This is a genomic window from Streptomyces sp. NPDC005774 (assembly GCF_042871645.1).
Taxonomy (GTDB): Bacteria; Actinomycetota; Actinomycetes; order Streptomycetales; family Streptomycetaceae; genus Streptomyces; species Streptomyces pratens.
This window is the reverse complement of record NZ_JBIAIV010000001.1, coordinates 16186-35034: the sequence shown is the minus strand read 5'-3', so window position 1 is coordinate 35034 and position 18849 is coordinate 16186. Positions and strand designations below refer to the sequence as shown.

Below are 18849 nucleotides of genomic sequence, written 5' to 3'. Positions count from 1 at the left end.
CATATCAGGCGCCGCCCACGGCTCCCGCCCCCGCGCCCGTCCCGGCCCCCGTCCCCGCGGTGTCGCCGGAGCCGCCCGTACCACCGGGGCCGCCCAGGAAACCCTTCCAGCCACCGGCCGGTTCCTGCCCGACCCCCAGCGTGCGCAACTGCTCCAGCACCTCGGGCTTCTGCACGTCCAGCCAGTCGGTGAACTGCCGGAAGGAGACCATGCGGACGTCGCCGCCCTTCTCCTTCTCCCGTGCGATGTGCTTGATGGCGCCCTCGACGGCGTCCATGTAGATGCCGCCGTTCCACTCTTCGAAGTGGTTGCCGACGAAGAAGGGTGCCCGGTTCGTCTCGTATGCCCGCTTGAAGCCCGATATGAGCGCCTGGGTGGCCTGTTCCCGCCAGGCGGGGTGGTTGCTCGCGGGCGCGTTGGTGGAGTTTACGGACTGGTTGGCGAGGATGTTGTAGTCCATCGACAGGACCTCGAAGGACCGTCCGGGGAACGGTATCTGCTGCAGGGGCAGGTCCCATATGTCCTGGTGCTTCGCAGGCCAGACCTGGAGGCCCCCGGGCGAGGAGGCGTCGTAGCGCCAGCCAAGGTCGCGGGCGGTGGTCAGCAGGTTGTCCTGGCCGAGCAGACAGGGCGCACGGCCGCCGACGAGTTCCTTGTCGTAGTCGAACGGCAGCGACGGCAGGTCCGTCCAGCCGGAGTTGGTCCGCCACTCCTTCACGAACGACTTCGCCTGGTCTATCTCGCTGCGCCACTGCTGCGGCGTCCAGTTGCCGACGCTGCCGGAGCCGGCGCAGAAGTGGCCGTTGAAGTGGGTGCCGATCTCGTGGCCCTCGAGCCAGGAACGGCGGATGTTCTTCAGCGTGTCCTTGATGTGGTCGTCGGTCAGGTAGCCGATGTCGGAGGCGCCGCGTGGGTTGTTCGGCGGGTCGTACAGCCGTTTCTTCGACTCGGGCAGCAGATAGACACCGGAGAGGAAGAACGTCATGTGCGCGTCGTGCTCCTTGGCGAGGTCCAGGAAGCGCGGGAAGAGCCCGTTGCCGACCTCGCCGGCCCCGTCCCAGGAGAAGACGACGAACTGCGGCGGGGCCTGACCCGGCTCCAGCGGCACCGGCCGGGAGGGCTGGTGGGGCTGCTTACCGGTGAAGGCGGTGGAGCCGTCGCCGATCGGCCGGGCGGTCTTCGTCGGCTCGGACTTCCCCGGGCGTTCGCCGCCCTTGGAACCGCCCGTTCCCCCCGTTCCCCCCGAGCCTCCCGAGCCCCTGTCGCCGCCGCAGCCGGCCAGCGAGACGGCAGCGGCGGCCCCTGCGCCGAGTCCGAGCATTCCCCTGCGGGTGAGCGCACGCATGACATCCCCGATCGTCACGTCCTCCGGTATTCACTCCTTCAGAGGACGCGACGGGAACAAAAGTTCCCCACCCCGTGCGAAGGTTCGGCAACGAACGTCACGAGAGCGTGCCGGGCCGCCGGCGCGGGCCGCGCGGGCGGACGGGCCCACCCGGGTGGGCCGCGCCGGCGGCTACGCCCCGAAGGCCTTGCCCTGGGGGGCGCCCTTGCCCTTCACCGGCTTGGCGCCGGCGAGGAGATGGGCGGGGACGAGGTCGCGGGCCGGCTCGCTGTAGCCGACGGAAACGATTTTGTCGCCCAGGTAGGTGAAGGTGGTCAGCGAGGCGAGGGTGCACTGCCGCTTGCGCGGGTCGTGCCACAGGCGCCGCTTCTCGACGTAGGACCGCACGATCCAGATCGGCAGCTGATGGCTGACCAGCACCGCCTCGTGACCGCGCGCCGCGTCCTTCGCCGCGTCGAGCGCGCCCATCATGCGGACGACCTGCTCGACGTACGGCTCCCCCCAGGACGGCTTGAACGGGTTGACGAGGTGCTTCCAGTTCTCGGGCCGGCGCAGCGCGCCGTCGCCGACGCCGAAGGTCTTGCCCTGGAAGACGTTCTCGGCTTCGAGGAGCCGGTCGTCGGTGGCGATGTCCAGGCCGTGGGCCTTGGCGATGGGCTGGGCCGTCTCCTGAGCCCGCTCCAGCGAGGAGGCGCCGACGTGGACGACATCGCGGGAGGCGAGGTGCTCGCCGACCCGGTCGGCCATCCGCCGGCCCAGCTCGGAGAGCTGGTAGCCGGGGAGCCGGCCGTAGAGGACACCCTCCGGGTTGTGGACCTCGCCGTGCCGCATGAGGTGGACGACGGTGAGGTCCCCGTTCCCCGTGCCTCCCGTACCCGTGCTGCTGCCCGTGTTCTTGTCCATGCCGTCGCTCATGCCGTCGCCTCCGCTGCCGCTCGGGCCGCCGCGGGGAGGGCGTCGGCGATCCGCTGGACGGCCCGGTCGTCGTGCGCGGTGGACACGAACCAGGACTCGAAGGACGAGGGCGGCAGGTAGACGCCGTTCTCGAGGAGGGTGTGGAAGAAAGCGGTGTAGCGGAACGACTCCTGCGTCTTGGCGTCCTCGTAGTTCTTCACCGGCCGGTCGGTGAAGAAGACGGAGAACATGTTGGAGGCGTTCTGCAGCGTGTGCGCGACGCCCTCCTTGGTGAGTGCCTCGGTGACGAGGGAGCGGATCCGCTCCGATACGGCGTCGACCTTGTCGTAGGCGGCGTCGTCGAGCAGCCGCAGCTGGGCGAGCCCGGCGGCGGTGGCGACGGGGTTCCCGGAGAGGGTGCCCGCCTGGTAGACGGGCCCGGCGGGGGCGAGGTGGGCCATGACGTCGGCCCGCCCGCCGAAGGCCGCGGCCGGGAAGCCGCCGCCCATCACCTTGCCGAAGGTCATGAGGTCGGGCCGTACGCCGTCGACGCCGAACCATCCGGCGCGGCTGGTACGGAACCCGGTCATGACCTCGTCGGAGATGTACAGCGCGCCGTTCGCGGCGCAGGCGTCCTTGAGCCCCTGGTTGAACCCGGGCAGCGGCGGTACGACGCCCATGTTGCCCGGGGACGCCTCGGTGATCACGCAGGCGATCTCACCGGGGTGCGCGGCGAAGGCGGCGCGTACGGCGTCGAGGTCGTTGTAGGGCAGGACGATCGTGTCGCCGGCCTGGGCGCCGGTGACCCCGGGGGTGTCCGGCAGCGCGAAGGTGGCGACACCCGACCCGGCGGCGGCGAGCAGTGCGTCGACGTGGCCGTGGTAGCACCCGGCGAACTTGATCACCTTGGCGCGCCGCGTGAAGCCGCGGGCGAGCCGGATGGCCGACATGGTGGCCTCGGTGCCGCTGGACACCAGCCGGACCTGCTCCAGCGGCTCGATCCGGGCGACCATCTCCTCGGCGAGCGTGACCTCGCCCTCACCGGGCGTCCCGAAGGAGGTACCGCGCGCGACGGCGTCCTGCACGGCGGCGATCACCTCGGGGTGCGCGTGCCCGAGGATCATCGGGCCCCAGGAGCAGACGAGGTCGACGTACTCCCGCCCGTCGGCGTCGGTGAGGTACGGGCCGGTGCCGGACACCATGAACCGGGGCGTGCCGCCGACGGCCCGGAAGGCACGCACCGGCGAGTTCACGCCACCGGGAGTGACGGCCGCGGCGCGATCGAACAGCGCCTGCGAGGCTTGGGCTTCGTACGGGTAGGGCAGTTCGCTCATGACCTGCGACTTCTCCGGCATCTCCGACATCTCGGACTCGGGCTGCGAGTGACCTGTTCAGGGTAGGCCAGGCGCGTGCGGAGGGCCGGAGGCCCGGCCCCTTCCGGGGCTCGGGGCGGGGCCGGCGGCCCCGCCCGAAGCCCTCCGCGGGGCCGGGTGGGAGCCGTGTGGGAGCCGGGTGAGTAATCCGGCCCCACCTGCCCGTACCACCCCTTCGTACGGCCATTTCGTACACCTGTTTCGCACGGTCGCCCCGCGCGGCCGTTCACGGACGCGGGTATTCGGCCCCCCACAAGGGCATCCGGTCCCGATTCGCCCGTGATCTGCGAAACTGGCGTGGGAGTGCACACAGCTCACCCGATCCGGGGCGGCCGGGCACTGAGAGGGACCCGCGGGCAGATGCAGCACCGCACGTTTCGGCGGGCGGCCGTGGGGGAGGTCACTGACACGATGATCGGGTTGCGCGGCGGGGCCACGCGGCCTAGAAAAGCAGTCGGGTGGAGATATGCATCGCGGTGGCGGACTGGGCGAGGGGACTGACGACCTCGGTCCTCGACGTTCCCGGCGGGGTAGGCACCGGCGCGAGGCGGAAGAGGCGGACGCGGCCCGTCGGGCACACGGTGCTCCGGGCGAGGCCGAGTCGATCGACCCGTCGAGCGCGGGGAGCAGGAATGGTGGGCGAGTGGGGGTGACCTACAAGTACTTCGGCGCGCCGGACGGCGCCACCGCCGCCCGCGTCCCGATCTCGATGCGCCCCGAGGAGCTCGGCGGCGACGAGCTCGGCATGGGCGGCATGTTCACCAAGATCAAGCCGGAGACGATGGCCGCCATGGTCCTCACCGGCATAGAAGGTGTCCCCCTGCACAAGGTGCCGCCGCTGGAACTGGTCGTCCTGCACCCCGACTACGCGGTCGTGAAGCTCCCGATGACGGCCGTCGACCCCCTCCGCGACATAGGCGAGGAGGCGGTGGGCGCGGCCGCCTTCATCTGGTCCACGGTCCCCGACCGCGGCGGCCCCAGCGACGCGTTCAACGTCTACCAACTGCTCCACGAGTGGCAGGACTTCTCGCACCGCCTCCACGAGGCGGGGCACCAGCCGTACTGCCTGGTCTGGCCCTGACCTGGGGTTTCACGGAGTTCGGGCGGGGCTTTCGGGTCCCGCCCTCGTCATGTGCCGGGAGGGGCAGTCAGGCGGTCAGGGCACATTGAGGGCACATTGGTTTTGCTGGGGGTGCTGATGCGCCCTGGGCGGCGGGCGGGCCGCCACGGCGGTGCGACGGGCCAGAGCGGCGTACAAGGTGCGGCCGAGGGTTTGTCCGGCCCCGCCGAGTCCGAGGGCCCAGGCCGCCTGGTTGGTGGTGTAGCCGCGTTCCAGGAGAAGCGGGACGAGGGCGACGACGACGGCGTACATCGTGAACGCCGACAGTGTGAAGGCGGCTGCGAGATGACGGCGCGCGGGCCATGCCGGTCGAGGATGCGCCCGACGCGGATTCCAGCGAGCGCGGAGACAACGAGACCGAGCGAAAACGCCGCGGTGGTCGCTCCGGCTGACCAGTTGGTCGCCTGTGTGATCTGTGGGTTGAGGACCGGGAAGGCGTAGTAGACGATGCCCCAGCTCACGATCTGCGTCAGGCAGAGGGCGGGTAGGGCGGCGCGGGGCCGCGACCGGTCCCCTGCTCCGGTCGCAGCCCCACTGTCACGGGTGTTGAGGTCGGTCACGAGCCGCAGCAGCCGCCCGCCGGAGCCTCGTCGGCAGCCGCGCCTGCTGCCGGGGGCGCGCCGAGCTGGACGAGCTGAGGCTCGGGCGCGGCGCAGCAGCCACCACCGGCCTGTTCGGCGTCGGGGGCGTCGAACAGGCCCGCGCCGCCGCAGACTCCGGTCTCGGGGAGGGTGAGCTCAACGCGGTCGGCGGACTCCAGGTCGCCTGCGATCGCCGCGACGATGGAGCGGACCTGCTCGTAGCCGGTCATGGCGAGGAAGGTCGGGGCGCGGCCGTAGGACTTCATGCCGACCAGGTAGACCCCTTGTTCGGGGTGGGAGAGCTCGCGGTGGCCGTGGGGGTAGACGGTGCCGCAGGAGTGCTGGTTGGGGTCGATCAGCGGGGCGAGCTCCACCGGTGCCTGGAGACGTTCGTCGAGGCCCAGGCGGACCTCGGAGAGGAGGGACAGGTCGGGGCGGAATCCGGTCAGCACGATCACCTGGTCCACGGCGTCGAGGCGGCGCCCGTCCTCGGCGACCAGTACCAGACGTCCGTCGCCGTCGCGTTCGATCGCCTCGGTGCGGAAGCCCGTGACGGCGTCGGCATGGCCGTCGTCGACGGCGGCCTTGGCCGCCAGACCCAGGGCTCCGCGGGCGGGCAGCTGGTCGGCGGTGCCGCCGCCGAAGGTGGAGCCGGAGATGCCCCGGCGCAGGATCCACACCGCCTTCGTCCCTGCGCCGTCGTCGGATTCGGCGAGGTCGGCGAGGTAGGCGAGCGCGGTGAAGGCAGAGGCGCCGGAGCCGATGACGGCGGTGCGCCTGCCCGCGTACCGGGCGCGGACGGCCGGGTCCTTCAGGTCCGGGACGCGGTAAGTGACGCGGTCGGTGGCCGCGCGCTCGCCGAGGGCGGGCAGGCCGCTGCCGCCGGCCGGGCTGGGGGTGGGCCAGGTGCCGGAGGCGTCGATGACGGCGCGGGCGGACAAGCGCTCCTCGCGGCCGTCGGCGTGGGCGACGTGGACGACGAAGGGCTGCGTGTCGCGGTCGGCGTCGACGATCCGGTCCCGGCCCGCGCGGGAGACGCCGGTGACCCGGGCGCCGGTGCGGACCTTGTCGCCGAGGACGTCGGCCAGGGGCTGGAGGTACTGCTCGGCCCAGTCGCCGCCGGAGGGGTAGGTCGCCGGGTCGGGCCGCGTCCAGCCGGTGGGGGCAAGGAGCTTCTCGGCGGCCGGGTCGACCACTTCGCCCCAGGTGGAGAACAGCCTGACGTGCGACCACTCGCGCACCGCCGCGCCGGCGGCCCGGCCGGCTTCCAGGACCAGGGGTTCGATGCCGCGGCCGGTGAGGTGGGCGGCGGCGGCCAGACCGGCGGGTCCGGCTCCGATCACGACGACGGGCAGGTCGGTGGTGGCGGGCGCGGTCACGGCGACCCCTTGCGTGTTTCGATATTTGTCGATGGCTTGCGCGGCCCAGCATGACACCTGTATCGATAGACATCAACATAGACATTCATCGAAACCACGGGGTTTACTCATGGAGCACGTCGACGTCGCGGTGATCGGCGGCGGCCAGTCCGGCCTCGCCGCCGCCCACGCCCTGCTGCGGCAGGGCCTGCGGCCGGTGATGCTGGAGGCGTCCGACCGGGCGGCCGGATCCTGGCCGCGGCACTACGACAGCCTCACACTGTTCTCCCCGGCCCGGTACGCCTCCCTGCCCGGCATGCCGTTCCCCGGCGGCGATCCGGACCGCTACCCGCACCGGGACGAGGTCGTCGCCTACCTGACCGCCTACGCCGCCCACCTTCGGCGAGGGTGGCCCTCACCCACCTGGTTCGACGTATGTCAACATAGATGCATGTCGAATGCGAAGGTGTTGCCGCTGCTCGAAACCGACGGCCAGGGCGTGGCGCCGTGCTGCCCGCCGCTGACCGAGCGCCCCATGACGGCCCAGGAGGCCGAGACGGCGGCGCGGATGTTCAAGGCGCTCGGCGACCCGGTGCGGCTGCGGCTGTTCTCCGCGGTCGCCTCGCACGAGGACGGCGAGGCGTGCGTGTGCGACATCTCCGACGTGGGCGTCTCCCAGCCGACCGTCTCCCACCACCTGAAGAAGCTGCGCGAGGCCGGGCTGCTCACCTCCGAGCGGCGCGGCACCTGGGTGTACTACCGCGTCGAGCCGTCCGTGCTCGCAGCAATGGGCAAGCTGCTGGCTTCTCCGGCCGCGGCCTGACCACGGAGGCGGACGGGGGATGGTGAGCAGTAGCGCTGTGGTGGTCCCGCTGGTGGTGGAGCACGCCAAGCAGGTCCTGGCGATCTACCAGGCGGGGATCGACGAGGGGAACGCCACCTTCGAGACCACCGCGCCGTCCTGGGCGGTGTTCGATGCCGCGAAGTTGCCCGAGCATCGCTTTGTCGCACTGGATGAGACCGGGGTGGTGCTGGGCTGGGTCGCGGCGAGCGCCGTCTCGGACCGCTGCGCGTACGCGGGTGTGGTCGAGCATTCCGTCTACGTCCACCCCGGCGCCCGGGGCCGCGGTGTCGCGGGCGCGCTGCTGAAGGCGCTCATCGACTCGACCGAGGCGGCCGGGATCTGGACGATCCAGTCCGGGATCTTCCCGGAGAACGCCGCCAGCCTCGCCCTGCACGAGCGGGCCGGGTTCCGCGTCATCGGCACCCGCGAGCGGATCGGCCGCCGCTTCGGCGTCTGGCGGGATGTCGTCCTGCTGGAGCGCCGCAGCCCGCTGGTGGACTGAGCCGGTCAGCGGATGGCGGCCGGAACGAGGCGGGGGACCGCTCGGACGTAGATGACCATCCCGACGACTTCGACCAGGGTCTGGGTGACCACGACCACGGCGGCCACGGCCAGTTCGTCCGGCAGGGCCAGGGTGAGCGGGAGGACGACCAGGGAGTTGCGGGTGGCTCCGGTGAAGACGATCGCCCGGCTGTCGGGGGCGTCGAGGCGGAAGAGGCGGGTGACGGCGAGCCCCGCGAAGGCCATCACGGCAAGGAATGCGGCGTAGACGGGCACCACCGCGGCCACGTCGCCGAGGCTGCCGCCGAGCTCGGGCACCTGGGAGGCGACGACCGTGAACAGCGTTGCGGCCATCAACGGCACCATGGCCGCCGACGCGACATCCGAGGTCTTCTGTCCGCCGGGGCGGCGGGCGGCCCAGCCCTGGGTGAGCCAGGCCAGCGCGAGCGGGATCACGATCAGGAAGACGAACGCCTCAAGGAACGGCCCGGCCTCCACGACCTCGCCGAGGTCCGGGCCCATGAACAGCCACAGCAGCGGTGGCAGGAGCAGCATCTGCGCGAGCAGCAGCAGCGGGGTCGCGGCCAGGAGCCGCTGGCTGCTGCCGCCTGCCAGACCGCTGAAGACGATCACGTAGTCCACGCACGGCGCGAGCAGCACCAGCAGCACCCCGATCCGCACCGCCTGGTCGCCGGGGAGGAACGCGAACAGGATGGCGACGACGGCCGGCACCACCACGAAGTTCACCACCAGGGCGGCGGCCAGGAAGCGGCCCGCGCGCAGGGAGCGCAGCAGCTCGGCGGCCGGGACCTGGAGGAAGGTGACATACAGCAGGGCGGCGAGCACGGGGTTGATGGCGTGCTCCAGGCCCGGCCCGGCCGACGGGGCGGTCAGGCCGACCGCACCTCCTGCGGCGATCGCCCCGAGGTAGACGGCGACCTGGCGCCGCTCCATCGCCGCCACCAGGCCCTCGTCCTGCTGCTGTGCCACTACCGCCTTCCCCACACGATCCCTCTTCCGTCCCACCGGCCCGGCCGACTCGGGCACATCGACCCTATGCGTCCGACGACGACCGGGCCGTCGCGGGGGCGGACGCCTTCACACAACCGCAGCCCGGACCGCCGGCGCTGGCGCTGGTGGTGCAGGAGCAGGATCGGCGGCGCCGGCCGGCCCACCAGGTGCCGGCCGCGAGGGCGGCCAGAGCGATGGCCAGGGCGGGCAGCCAGGCCCCGCCCGGCGCGGGATCGGCGTGGAGGATGGTGCAGTCGATGCCCTGGCGACGCAGGTGGTAGCCGGCGGCGAGCCCTGCCTGGCCGCCGCCGACCACCACCACGTCCGTGTGCTGTGCCATGAACCCAGCTGTGCGGCGGTGAACCTCTTGCGCCAGGCCAGCGACACGTAGACCAGGCCGACCAGCACCGGCACTTCGATCAGCGGGCCCACGACACCGGACAGGGCCTGGCCGGAGGTGACGCCGAAGGTGGCGATGGCGACCGCGATGGCCGGCTCGAAGTTGTTGCCCGCCGCGGTGAAGGCGAGGGTGGTGGTCCGGTCGTAGGCGAGGCCGATCGCCTTGCCCAGGGCAAAGGTGCCCATCCGCGACGAGATCAGGAAGCGCATCGAGGACCTGATCGCCGAGATCAACGCCACACGGGAGGCGTGACCTCAGTGGCGCCGTGGGGGCAGCCAGCGGTCGAGATACGCGCGCAGCCCTTCCAGGTGTGCCCCGCGAGCGACGTAGCCGAAGTAGCCGTCGGGGCGTACGAGTCCGTGAGCCACGGCGGGCCACGGGCTCTCCCGGCCGATGCGGTGGACGCTGATCAGGTCGTCCCGTCCGCGCACCACTGAAGCGAGCAGCTTGTCGCTCCACAGCGTGGGCGGCCCGGACAGGAGCAGGTGCCAACCCGGACCGGCTGTTCGCGCCTGCAGCCCGCTCGGCAGGTCCGGTAGCCGGTCGCCCGCCCGCGGACCGCGTCTCGGCAGCTGCGGACCTGCGACCGTGGCAGGGCTGCGCCGGTAGTGGATGCCCAGCTCCGACACCGTACGGAAGACGCGTCCCCGCGGGCCGCTCGCCCGCAGCGCCAATGGAGCCAGGCGCGGCGCAAGTCGGGTGCGGGCGAAGCGGATGACCGGGTTGCCGCTGGTACCGATGGTGAAGGCGCGGTCGGTGAAGCGCAGCACACTGCGGCCGACCGGAGCGCGTTCGGCCTCGTACGTCCCCAACAGCTCCTCCGGCGCTTTTCCCTGGCACACGAGGGCGAGTTTCCAGCCCAGGTTGAGTGCGTCCTGGATGCCGGTGTTCATGCCCTGCGCGCCGGCCGGGCTGTGGATGTGTGCTGCGTCCCCGGCGAGGAAGAAAGGCCCCGAGCGGTAGTGGGCGGCGCCGCGGTTGTGGAGCCGGAAGTCGGTCATCCACGCCGGATCCCGCAACACCAGCCGGTCCGCCGTGTACTCATCCGCGATGTCCTGCAGGAGCCTCAGACTCACCTCGGTATCCGAGGCGTTCGGTGGGCGCATGGCGAGCATCCGCCAGGTGGCCGGTGAGCCGAGCGGGAAGAAGAAGAGCATCCCGGCTCCGGTCAGGTAGGTGTGGACGGCCCCGGGCTCCAGCCCGTCGGCCTCCAGGTCGGCGAGCAGGAAGGTCTGTGGATAGGTGGACCCCTGGAAGCCGATGCCCGCCTGGACCCGCACGGTGCTGTGCGCGCCGTCGCAGCCCACGACGTACCGCGCGGCCACCGTCTCCTCGTGCCCGTCACCGCGCCGCAGCCGGCACGAGACGAACGAGCCCGTGCGCTCCATACGGACCAGCTCGGTGCCGCGTTCCGCAGCCACGCCCAGCCCCGCCAGATACTCCGAGAGAATGCGCTCGGTCTCCGCCTGGGAGAGGAACAGCAGGAACGGGTAGGCGGTATCGGCCAGCCCGATGTCGAACAACGGCATCCGCACCACCCGCCGCGGCAGATGCATCCTGAGTTGCATCGCAGGGTTGCCGCATGCGACGAGTTCGTCCGTCACCCCGAACCCGGCGAGCGCCTCCAGCGTGCGCGGCTGGATGCCCAGCGCGCGCGACTCACGGACCCGGTCCAAGGAGCGGTCGACGATCCGGAAGGACGTGCCGTAGGTGCGCAGTTGTGCGGCGAGCGCGAGCCCGGTGGGTCCCCCGCCGACCACCAACACGTCCAAGGGTGCCGTCATGGATCCACGGTAGTGCTCCACCGTCTCACCTGTGACCCACCCGACCTCGTCCTCGCCCTTGCTGTCACTTGCCTGCCGGGCCGTCGAGGTCACGGGCGAGGCGCAGGCCGCACAGCTCGGCATGACCGGCTCCCCCACCATTCTCATCGACCGGAACCGACCCCTTCGCAGCCCCGGAGGCAACCGCCTCCGTCTCCTGCCGCCTGTACCGGAGGAGGTCTTGGTCGCCTCGCCCCCATCAGCGGAGGGCTGCGTGCTGTACGGCAGGCCGTCCTGCGGTCAGCCGAACTCCTCGACCCCCACCTCGGAGACGCCACCTCGGAGACGCCGCCTCGGGGCCAGCCGCCGCTGTCCGCCCGGCGCGCCGCGCGGGTCCGCTGCCGACCGTGCCGGTTTCCGCTTCGTGCGGCTTCGTGATCGGCGTCGCGGTCTCCACCGCCCCGGCCGGTCCCTGAGTTCCCGTCCCTGCCGGACGCAGCCGACCGAGAGGTTCCCCCTCCGAGAAGCTCCGGCAGGTACGGGCCGCGAACCCCGTACCGGACGGATCGACCAGCCGGCCCCCTCCGTATCGAGGGTGGCGAGGCGGACGGTGCGCCGCTCCTTCGGCGATGCGGGCACCCTGCCCTCGATGCCGCGGCGGGCTCCCGGAACCTTGGAGGAAATGCCGGAAACGGGATCCTTCCACCTCAAGAAATACCCCCCTGGGTATTGCTGTTAGAGTGAGAGACAGATACCCCCGGGGGTACACCGTTCCGGGAAGGAGCCATACCTGTGTTCTTCATCGACACTCTGGAGTTCGAGGGCCTGGGCAACCGCAGCTACCTGGCCGGCGGTCCACAAGCCGCGGTCGTCGTCGATCCGCCGCGTGACGTCGACCGAGTGATCGCGGCCGCTGCCCGGCGGGGGGTACGGATCGCGTACGTGGCGGAGACCCACGTGCACAACGACTACGTCACCGGCGGCCTGGAGCTGGCCCGCGTCACCGGCGCCTCCTATCTGGTCCCGGCCGCGGCCCACGTGTCCTTCGCCCGCACCCCGGTCGCCGACGGCGACACGGTGACGGTGGACGTGGGTCTGGCGCTGCGGGCGCTCGCCACTCCAGGGCACACCCCGCACCACACCTCCTACGCACTCGAGGAGAACGGACGTGCGGTGGCGGTGTTCACCGGCGGCTCGCTGCTGATCGGCTCGGTGGGCCGTCCGGATCTGGTGGAGCCCCGGCTGACCGAGCAGCTGGCCCGCGCCCAGCACGCCTCCGCCCATCGGCTGGCCGATGAGCTGGACGACGAGGTGCCGGTGCTGCCCACCCACGGCTTCGGCAGCTTCTGCTCCTCCTCCCAGGCCGAGGGGGACACGACCACGATCGGCAGGGAGCGCAAGACCAACGACGCGCTGACCCTGGACGTGGACATCTTCGTCGCGCGGATACTCGCGGGCCTGGACGACGTGCCCGCGTACTACGCGCACATGGGTCCGGCCAACGCCGACGGCCCCGCGCCCGTCGACCTGACCCCGCCCGGGCCCGCCGACGCCGCACGGATCGCGAAGCGGTTGGCGGCGGGCGAGTGGGTGGTGGACCTGCGCAGCCGGGTCGCCTTCGCCGAAGGGCACGTGGCCGGATCGTTCAATTTCGAGGGCGAGGGCAAGCTCGCCACCTACCTGGCCTGGCTGATCCCGTGGGGCAAGCCCGTCACCCTGCTCGCCGATACAGCCGCGCAGATCACCGACGCGCAGCGTGAGCTGGTCAGGGTCGGCATCGACCGGCCGGCCGCAGCCGCCACCGGCGACCCGGCGGACTGGGTGCGCTCCGGCGAGGAGCTCGCCTCGTTCCCGCGCGCCCGCTTCGCCGACCTCGCCGAAGTGCACGAGCGCGGCGAGGAGATGGTGGTGCTGGACGTGCGCCGGAATTCCGAACGCGCCGCGGGATACGTCGAGGGGTCGGTGCACATCCCGATCCACGAGCTGCACGGCCGGATCGGTGAGGTGCCGCCCGGGACCGTGTGGGTGCACTGCGCAGGCGGGATGCGCGCGGCGATCGCCGCCTCCCTGTTGGACGCCGCCGGGCGGGACGTGGTCGCCGTCGACGACGGCTTCGACGCCGCCGGCGAGGCGGGCCTGACCGTGGCCCACCACTGACCAGCCAATCCGCTCACCCAAGCCGAGGGCACGACCATGTTCCTTTTCCGACGCGGCACAGGCCGCCTCACCCCCGAGCAGGCCCGCACCCGAACCGGCGACGGCACCGCCGTACTGCTCGACGTGCGCGAGGCGCCGGAGTGGAAGGCCGGGCACGCACCCGGCGCCGTCCATCTGCCCCTGACCCGGCTGCCGGCCGGAGCCGCCCTGCCGCCGGACGCGCAGGGCCGGCCGGTGGTGGCGATCTGCCGCTCCGGGCACCGTTCGCGGCAGGCCGCCAAGCTCCTGGCCTCCCGCGGCGTCGACGCCGTCGACGTGACCGGCGGCATGAACGCCTGGGCGAAGGCCGGACTGCCGGTCGTCGACAAGCGCGGGCAGGGCGGCCGGATCGCGTGAGCGCCCTGATCCTGGCCCTGATCGCGGGGGCCGTGGTCGGCCTGGCGCTGGGTGCCCTCGGCGGTGGAGGCAGCGTCCTGGCCGTACCGGCCCTGATCTACCTGCTCGGCTTCACCCCCGCCGCGGCCACCACCGCCGGCCTCGTCATCGTCACCGCCACCTCCCTGACCGCCCTGTACGCCCACGCCCGCGCCGGGCACGTGCGGTGGAAAGCCAGAGCGGCGTTCGCCGCCGCCGGTCTCCTGCCCGCCGCTCTGGCGGGAGCCGCCGCCGCCCGCCTGCCCCAGGCCGCCCTCACCCTCGCCTTCGCCGCCGTCGCAGCCCTCGCCGCACTCAGAATGCTCCGGCCCGCCGGCACGGTCGGCGCCGGACGCAGCGCGGTACGACCGGGCAGGGCAGCCGGGGCCGGGGCGGGGCTGGGCGCGCTGACCGGACTGCTGGGCGTGGGCGGCGGTTTCCTCGCCGTCCCCGCCCTGGTCACCGTCCTGGCCTTCGAGATGCAGGCCGCCGTCGGCACCAGCCTGCTGGTCATCACGGCCAACTCCCTGGCCTCGCTCGCCACCCGTTCGGGCGCCGCCGTCTCCCTCGACTGGGCGGTGATCGGTCCCTTCATCGCCGCCGCGGTCCTGGGCGCCTGGGACGGCAAGCGCCTCGCCGTGAAGGTCTCCGGACCCCGTCTGCAGCGCGCCTTCGCGGTGGTCCTACTGGCCGTGGCCGCCTTCATGCTCGTCGACGCCGCGACGTGAGGTGGGGCTCAGGCCAGGGACAGGAACAGTTTCTCCAGGCGGGCGCGCATCCGGTCCCGGTCACCGTCCACCTGTCCGCCCTCGGCCATGCAGTGCTGCAACCCCGTCGCGATGATCGCGAACCCGGCCCGGTCCAGCGCCCTGGAGACCGCGGCGAGCTGCGTGATCACGTCCTCGCAGTCCCGGCCGTCCTCGATCATCTTGATGATCCCGGCGATCTGCCCTTGGGCCCGCCGCAGCCGGTTGAGCACGCTCTTGAGCTCATCGGCCGCCATCTCCAGCTCCACGCTTCCTCCTGAATCGATACCCCCTCGGGTATTCTAGTCCGTTTGGCGCCCTCCGAGAAAAGGAATCCCAGCACGTGAACACCCCCACCGCCCTCCACCCCGCCCAGGCCGCCGACGAGCTGCACCACTACACCGTCATCGACGTACGCACTCCCGGCGAATACGCCTCCGGCCACCTCCCCGGCGCCCACAACATCCCCCTCGACCACCTGCGCACCGCACTCCCCGCCCTCAAGACGGCAGCCGCCCGCGGCCGACTGCTGATGGTCTGCGCCTCCGGCAACCGCTCCGCCACCGCCTGCGAACAGCTCGCCGCCGCCGACATCCCCGCCGCCACCCTCACCGGCGGCACCACCGCCTGGATCCAACAGGGCCACCCCGCCCACCGCGACACCAACAAGGTCACCTGGCCCATGGAACGCCAGGTGCGCCTCGCCGCCGGAGCCCTCGTCGTCGCCGGCCTCGCACTCGGCACCCGCTACCGGCCCGCCCGCTGGCTGTCCGCCGCCGTCGGAAGCGGCCTGGTCTTCTCCGCCGCCACCAACACCTGCGGCATGGCCGCCCTGCTCGCCAAACTCCCCCACAACCAGCCCCGCACCACCGACCTCGACGCCACCCTCGACACCCTCGGCCGGTAACGCCCACCGGCGGAGAAGCCGGACCCGGGCGGTGGACACCGCCGCGCCCGGGACACCCCCGCCGGTGCAGGCCGGCCCGGGCGCGGCCCCGGCGGGGGTGGGCGTCAGTGGTAGGCGTGGACGACGGCGTGTCCCCTGCCGCGGCCGATCATCCACCTCGTCGGCGCCGGTCCGCGGGGGCCTGCGTCCTTCGCCCGCGAGCCGGGTTTCCGCATGCGGTCGCGTGGCATCGGTTCGCTCCCGATCGCTCCACGAGCGGCAGGACTTCTCGCACCGCCTCCACGAGGCAGGACATCAGCCGTACTGCCTGGTGCGGCCCTGACCCGGGGTTTCACGGAGCGCCGGCGGGGCTTTCGGGTCCCGCCCTCGTCATGTGCCCGGCGACAGGGCCTCGGCCCCGGGGGCAGAACGGTCGCCGTCGGGCTCCGAGGCCGCCGTCAGGCTCCGAGGCCGGCGTCCCGGGCCAGTAGTGCGGCCTGGACCCGGTTCTCGCACTCCAGCTTGGCGAGTATGCGGCTCACGTACGTCTTGACCGTGGCCTCGCTCATGTGGATCCGCTGACCGGCGTGCGCGTTGGACAGGCCCTCGCCCAGCAGGGCCAGGACCTCGCGTTCGCGGTCGGTCAGTTTCTCGAGCCGGCGGCGGGCCTGCTCGGCACGCCGTGCCGTTCCGCCGGAGGCCAGCGAGTCCACGACGTGCCGAGCGGCGCCGGGGGACAGGTACGCCTCGCCGGCCGCCGCCGCCCGTACCGCGCGCATGAGTTCCGCGGGCGCCGAGTCCTTCAGCAGGAAACCCGCGCTTCCCTCGGCCAGGGCGCGCAGCACGTTCCGCTGTTCGCCGAACGTCGTCAGGATCAGCACGCGCACCCGGGGGGCGGTCCGGTGCAGCTCGGCCAGGGCCGTCAGCCCGTCCATGACCGGCATCTGGAGGTCGAGCAGCGCGACGTCGACGCGCTGGGTGCGGGCGAGTTCGACCGCCTCCCTGCCGTTCGCCGCCTCGGCAACGACCTCGATGTCATCGGCCGAGGCGAGGATCATCCTGATTCCTGCCCGAATGAGCGGTTCGTCATCCGTGACGAGAACCCTGATCACGACTCTCCTGTGCGGTCCTGAGCGGCCATACCTGCGAGCACCCGGTCATCATCCCCGATCCGGACGCTCGCCGTACGGCGAGGCATCAGGTTTCCGCCCGCCAGAGCCGCCGCGCAAGCCACGCCGTCCGTCCATCCGTCCGTCCGTCCATCCGTCCCTCCGTCCGCAGGGCGGGCGGGAACTTCATCCCGCGTTCTAGACCTCGGCTTCGAAGGTCTTCTTCTCGATCAGCTTTCCGTCCTTGAAGCAGAACCGGTACGCCGGTTCCGTGTCCCAGTCGTCCCCGACCTCCGTGGAGAGGAGGCTGAGGCATTCCGCCCCCGCGGGCACGGGGGGCGCGTCCTTCTCCAGGTCCTCGGCCAGGAACGAGTCGCCGTCGGGCAGCCGGTCGCGGACCTCCGTCTCGGACTGGCCGACCTTGATGGCGTCGTACTCCTTCGGCTCGATCATGCTCTTGTCCGCCTCGCGGAAGAGGAGTACCACTCCGACGACCGCCGCGATCGCCAGCAGCAGGACGGCCAGGGCCGCCACTCCGCATCCGACGGCCACTCCGTTGCGCGTCTTGTTCCTGCTCATTGCCTTGGCCAACTCCTTGGGGAGAGCGATCCGTTCGAGGACCGGATCACTCTGACCGGAGAGGCCCGCCGAGTTCTTCGCCCGGAAGTCGTCCGTGCGTGCGACGAACGTCGTCGTGGCCGCACCGGGTGCCGGCTTCGGAAAGCCGTCACCCGGTGACGTGTACGGCAGTACGCCCGCCAGCCGGAACCCGCCGTCCTCCGTGGGGCCCGCGTGCACCATGCCGCCGACGAGCCGGGCCCGCTCCCCCAGCCCGGTCAGCCCCTGGCCGCCGCTCGCCACATCGTGGTGCGCGGGCTCCACCGCCGGGCCGTTGGCGACCTCGACGACCAGCGAGTCCGGCTCGTACCGCAGGCCGACGGTGATCGAGGCGCCGGGGGCGTGCTTGTGCGCGTTGGTCAGGCCCTCCTGGACCAGCCGGTACGCCGCGTGGCCGGCGGTGGGGTTGAGGGGATGCGCTTCGCCCGAGCACAGCAACTCCACGGGCGTACCCGCTTTTCGGGAGGTCTCCACCAGGCTGTCGATACCGGCCACGCCGCGTGACCGCGGTGTGGGGTTCTCACCGTCCGGTTCCGCGGCCCCCGGGGCGCCCTCGGGGTCGGACGCCTCGGCGTTGTCCCGCAACACCCCGACCACGTCGCGCAGTTCGTGCATAGCGGCCACCGAGGCCTCGCGCAGCACTCCGACCGCCTCGTGCTGCCGTCCGGTCAGTGACGGGTCGACCTCCAGCGCGCCGGTGTGCACCGCGATCAGCGCGAGCTGGTGGCCGAGGCTGTCGTGCATGTCGTGCGCGATGCGCTGACGCTCCCGTATCCGGGCGTGCTCGGCGATGATCTCGCGCTCACGGAGGAGTTGGGTGCGGTACTCGCCGAGGATGTCGGCCAGTGTCCGGCGCTGCGCCCAGTAGCGTCCGGCGAGACCCGGCACGAAGATCATGACCAGCACCAACAGGGCGCCGAAGGTCAGGAAGGACAGGGAGTAGTGAGGCAGGTTCCACAGGTCGGAACCGAAGGCGAGGGCATAGGCCAGGGCGAAGACACCGGAGGCCCTGCCAAGTCCGCCGATCCGCCGCCCGGCCGACCAGGCGGCGACGAGAAGAAGCGCTGTCAGCCCGCTGATCACCGCGGAGCCGACGGCGGTCGCCAGCAGTACGGTCGCGGGCAGCACCCGGCGCAGCGGCGAGAGCAGCCCGATCGCCAGTCCGACGCCGACGGCCCACATCAGGCTTCCGTTGTCCAGTAGTTCAAGACCCATCGCCAGCAGGGCCAGGGCCGAACTCAGCAGCGACTCGCCCACGATGCGCCGGGCGGGCCACATGCCGGGAGCAAAGAGGTTCCGCACCGGTGCGGCCGACCGGGATGCCCAGCGCGCCCTCACCACCGGTGCCCGCAGAGCCGACGCTGCCGAAGTCATGGATTCCACACGAGTCACGCGCTCACGTTAGGGCCCCCGGACGGCCGGCGCAGTGGCCCTTGGTCGCACCGGCCGACGACGAAAGTCGCCCGATGGCCTTGGCGGGACTGCTGACGAACGAGCATGTCCGATGGCTTCGGTCGTCGTGCGGCGGGGCACTCATGGGACGGTTCGCTGAATGAGCAGGGCGTTGTCGGTGACGTTGCCGGTGGCGGTGGCGGTGGCGGTCAGGAAGTGGCCACGCCGCCGTGAGGGGTGAAGCAATGTCACGTCCCTCGCACGTGCCCGCGGTCACCGCGGTTCCGGCGCCGGGAGGGCGACGGCCGGGCACCGTGCCGCCTCCGCCCGGCCCCGC

16 protein-coding genes and 4 pseudogenes are annotated in these 18849 nt (G+C 72.0%); 8 read left to right on the top strand and 12 right to left on the bottom strand.

Translation table 11 applies throughout. The features are described from left to right. Window positions 1-4: 4 nt before the first annotated feature. The 3 genes from ACFYQA_RS00175 to hemL all read right to left on the bottom strand — a co-directional run bounded on the left by ACFYQA_RS00175 (window position 5) and on the right by hemL (window position 3573). Window positions 5-1345, bottom strand: coding sequence for a hypothetical protein (locus ACFYQA_RS00175; protein WP_388909354.1), 1341 nt, complete (start codon window positions 1343-1345; stop codon window positions 5-7). Window positions 1346-1516: 171 nt separating this feature from the next. Then, entirely contained in the window at window positions 1517-2248 is a 732-nt protein-coding gene (locus tag ACFYQA_RS00170) for a histidine phosphatase family protein (protein ID WP_388910247.1), read from the bottom strand. An 8-nt stretch (window positions 2249-2256) separates the two neighbouring features. After that, complete coding sequence (hemL, locus tag ACFYQA_RS00165) at window positions 2257-3573, bottom strand: glutamate-1-semialdehyde 2,1-aminomutase (protein WP_386406052.1); 1317 nt, start codon at window positions 3571-3573, stop codon at window positions 2257-2259. A 505-nt stretch (window positions 3574-4078) separates the two neighbouring features. Here hemL and ACFYQA_RS00160 point away from each other — a divergent pair. Beyond that, window positions 4079-4693, top strand: a complete 615-nt coding sequence (locus tag ACFYQA_RS00160) for a hypothetical protein (RefSeq protein ID WP_386406021.1) — start codon at window positions 4079-4081, stop codon at window positions 4691-4693. A 135-nt stretch (window positions 4694-4828) separates the two neighbouring features. Here the strand turns inward: ACFYQA_RS00160 and ACFYQA_RS00155 are convergent. Then, window positions 4829-5292 (bottom strand): annotated as a pseudogene (locus tag ACFYQA_RS00155) (MFS transporter); the annotation flags it as partial. Beyond that, complete coding sequence (locus tag ACFYQA_RS00150) at window positions 5289-6692, bottom strand: NAD(P)-binding domain-containing protein (RefSeq protein WP_388909351.1); 1404 nt, start codon at window positions 6690-6692, stop codon at window positions 5289-5291. The gene ACFYQA_RS00150 and the pseudogene ACFYQA_RS00155, both read right to left, overlap by 4 nt. Here ACFYQA_RS00150 and ACFYQA_RS00145 point away from each other — a divergent pair. The 3 genes and pseudogenes from ACFYQA_RS00145 to ACFYQA_RS00135 all read left to right on the top strand — a co-directional run. After that, a pseudogene (locus ACFYQA_RS00145) lies at window positions 6598-6918 on the top strand (NAD(P)-binding protein); the annotation flags it as partial. The gene ACFYQA_RS00150 and the pseudogene ACFYQA_RS00145 overlap by 95 nt on opposite strands. Window positions 6919-7122: 204 nt before the next feature. Then, the gene (locus ACFYQA_RS00140) at window positions 7123-7494 is read left to right on the top strand and encodes an ArsR/SmtB family transcription factor (protein ID WP_388910244.1); all 372 of its coding nucleotides are present in this window, start codon (window positions 7123-7125) and stop codon (window positions 7492-7494) included. A gap of 19 nt (window positions 7495-7513) precedes the next feature. Then, window positions 7514-8017 carry a GNAT family N-acetyltransferase gene (locus ACFYQA_RS00135; protein WP_388909348.1) on the top strand — a complete coding sequence of 168 codons (504 nt, stop codon included), beginning with the start codon at window positions 7514-7516 and terminating at the stop codon, window positions 8015-8017. 5 nt (window positions 8018-8022) lie between these two features. Here ACFYQA_RS00135 and ACFYQA_RS00130 read toward each other — a convergent pair whose 3' ends face one another. The 4 genes and pseudogenes from ACFYQA_RS00130 to ACFYQA_RS00115 all read right to left on the bottom strand — a co-directional run bounded on the left by ACFYQA_RS00130 (window position 8023) and on the right by ACFYQA_RS00115 (window position 11211). Further along, window positions 8023-8970 carry an arsenic resistance protein gene (locus tag ACFYQA_RS00130; RefSeq protein WP_388910241.1) on the bottom strand — a complete coding sequence of 316 codons (948 nt, stop codon included), beginning with the start codon at window positions 8968-8970 and terminating at the stop codon, window positions 8023-8025. A gap of 268 nt (window positions 8971-9238) precedes the next feature. Beyond that, window positions 9239-9367 (bottom strand): annotated as a pseudogene (locus ACFYQA_RS00125) (FAD-dependent oxidoreductase); the annotation flags it as partial. 17 nt (window positions 9368-9384) lie between these two features. Beyond that, window positions 9385-9609 (bottom strand): annotated as a pseudogene (locus tag ACFYQA_RS00120) (arsenic resistance protein); the annotation flags it as partial. Between the two features lie 72 nt (window positions 9610-9681). Continuing rightward, window positions 9682-11211, bottom strand: coding sequence for an FAD-dependent monooxygenase (locus tag ACFYQA_RS00115; RefSeq protein ID WP_388909345.1), 1530 nt, complete (start codon window positions 11209-11211; stop codon window positions 9682-9684). Between the two features lie 771 nt (window positions 11212-11982). Between ACFYQA_RS00115 and ACFYQA_RS00110 the strand changes: the two genes are divergently transcribed. Genes ACFYQA_RS00110 through ACFYQA_RS00100 form a run of 3 tightly spaced genes read left to right on the top strand, consistent with a single transcriptional unit; the run spans window position 11983 to window position 14489 of the window. Beyond that, the gene (locus tag ACFYQA_RS00110; RefSeq protein WP_388909342.1) at window positions 11983-13347 is read left to right on the top strand and encodes a rhodanese-like domain-containing protein; all 1365 of its coding nucleotides are present in this window, start codon (window positions 11983-11985) and stop codon (window positions 13345-13347) included. A 36-nt stretch (window positions 13348-13383) separates the two neighbouring features. Further along, on the top strand, window positions 13384-13743 hold the full coding sequence (locus ACFYQA_RS00105) for a rhodanese-like domain-containing protein (RefSeq protein WP_388909339.1): 360 nt from the start codon (window positions 13384-13386) through the stop codon (window positions 13741-13743). Then, on the top strand, window positions 13740-14489 hold the full coding sequence (locus ACFYQA_RS00100) for a sulfite exporter TauE/SafE family protein (RefSeq protein ID WP_388909336.1): 750 nt from the start codon (window positions 13740-13742) through the stop codon (window positions 14487-14489). Before ACFYQA_RS00105 ends, ACFYQA_RS00100 begins: the two co-directional genes overlap by 4 nt. 8 nt (window positions 14490-14497) lie before the next feature. On the opposite strand, the gene ACFYQA_RS00095 is transcribed toward ACFYQA_RS00100, so the two are convergent. Next, window positions 14498-14776, bottom strand: coding sequence for a metal-sensitive transcriptional regulator (locus ACFYQA_RS00095; RefSeq protein WP_388909331.1), 279 nt, complete (start codon window positions 14774-14776; stop codon window positions 14498-14500). Window positions 14777-14850: 74 nt separating this feature from the next. On the opposite strand from ACFYQA_RS00095, the gene ACFYQA_RS00090 reads away from it, so the two are divergent. Further along, window positions 14851-15414, top strand: coding sequence for a rhodanese-like domain-containing protein (locus ACFYQA_RS00090; protein WP_388909328.1), 564 nt, complete (start codon window positions 14851-14853; stop codon window positions 15412-15414). A 437-nt stretch (window positions 15415-15851) separates the two neighbouring features. Here the strand turns inward: ACFYQA_RS00090 and ACFYQA_RS00085 are convergent, their stop codons facing one another. Both ACFYQA_RS00085 and ACFYQA_RS00080 read right to left on the bottom strand, forming a co-directional pair. Further along, window positions 15852-16505, bottom strand: coding sequence for a response regulator (locus ACFYQA_RS00085; RefSeq protein ID WP_388909325.1), 654 nt, complete (start codon window positions 16503-16505; stop codon window positions 15852-15854). 195 nt (window positions 16506-16700) lie between these two features. Then, window positions 16701-18398 carry a histidine kinase gene (locus ACFYQA_RS00080; RefSeq protein ID WP_388910238.1) on the bottom strand — a complete coding sequence of 566 codons (1698 nt, stop codon included), beginning with the start codon at window positions 18396-18398 and terminating at the stop codon, window positions 16701-16703. Window positions 18399-18849: the final 451 nt, after the last annotated feature.

Excerpts from the sequence above, each read along its gene's own strand:
- ACFYQA_RS00175 (WP_388909354.1), bottom strand. The coding sequence starts at position 1,345 with ATGCGTGCGCTCACCCGCAGGGGAATGCTCGGACTCGGCGCAGGGGCC.
- ACFYQA_RS00170 (WP_388910247.1), bottom strand. The coding sequence starts at position 2,248 with ATGGACAAGAACACGGGCAGCAGCACGGGTACGGGAGGCACGGGGAAC.
- hemL (WP_386406052.1), bottom strand. The coding sequence starts at position 3,573 with ATGAGCGAACTGCCCTACCCGTACGAAGCCCAAGCCTCGCAGGCGCTG.
- ACFYQA_RS00160 (WP_386406021.1), top strand. The coding sequence starts at position 4,079 with ATGCATCGCGGTGGCGGACTGGGCGAGGGGACTGACGACCTCGGTCCT.
- ACFYQA_RS00140 (WP_388910244.1), top strand. The coding sequence starts at position 7,123 with ATGTCGAATGCGAAGGTGTTGCCGCTGCTCGAAACCGACGGCCAGGGC.
- ACFYQA_RS00135 (WP_388909348.1), top strand. The coding sequence starts at position 7,514 with ATGGTGAGCAGTAGCGCTGTGGTGGTCCCGCTGGTGGTGGAGCACGCC.
- ACFYQA_RS00130 (WP_388910241.1), bottom strand. The coding sequence starts at position 8,970 with ATGGAGCGGCGCCAGGTCGCCGTCTACCTCGGGGCGATCGCCGCAGGA.
- ACFYQA_RS00115 (WP_388909345.1), bottom strand. The coding sequence starts at position 11,211 with ATGACGGCACCCTTGGACGTGTTGGTGGTCGGCGGGGGACCCACCGGG.
- ACFYQA_RS00105 (WP_388909339.1), top strand. The coding sequence starts at position 13,384 with ATGTTCCTTTTCCGACGCGGCACAGGCCGCCTCACCCCCGAGCAGGCC.
- ACFYQA_RS00080 (WP_388910238.1), bottom strand. The coding sequence starts at position 18,398 with ATGTGGCCCGCCCGGCGCATCGTGGGCGAGTCGCTGCTGAGTTCGGCC.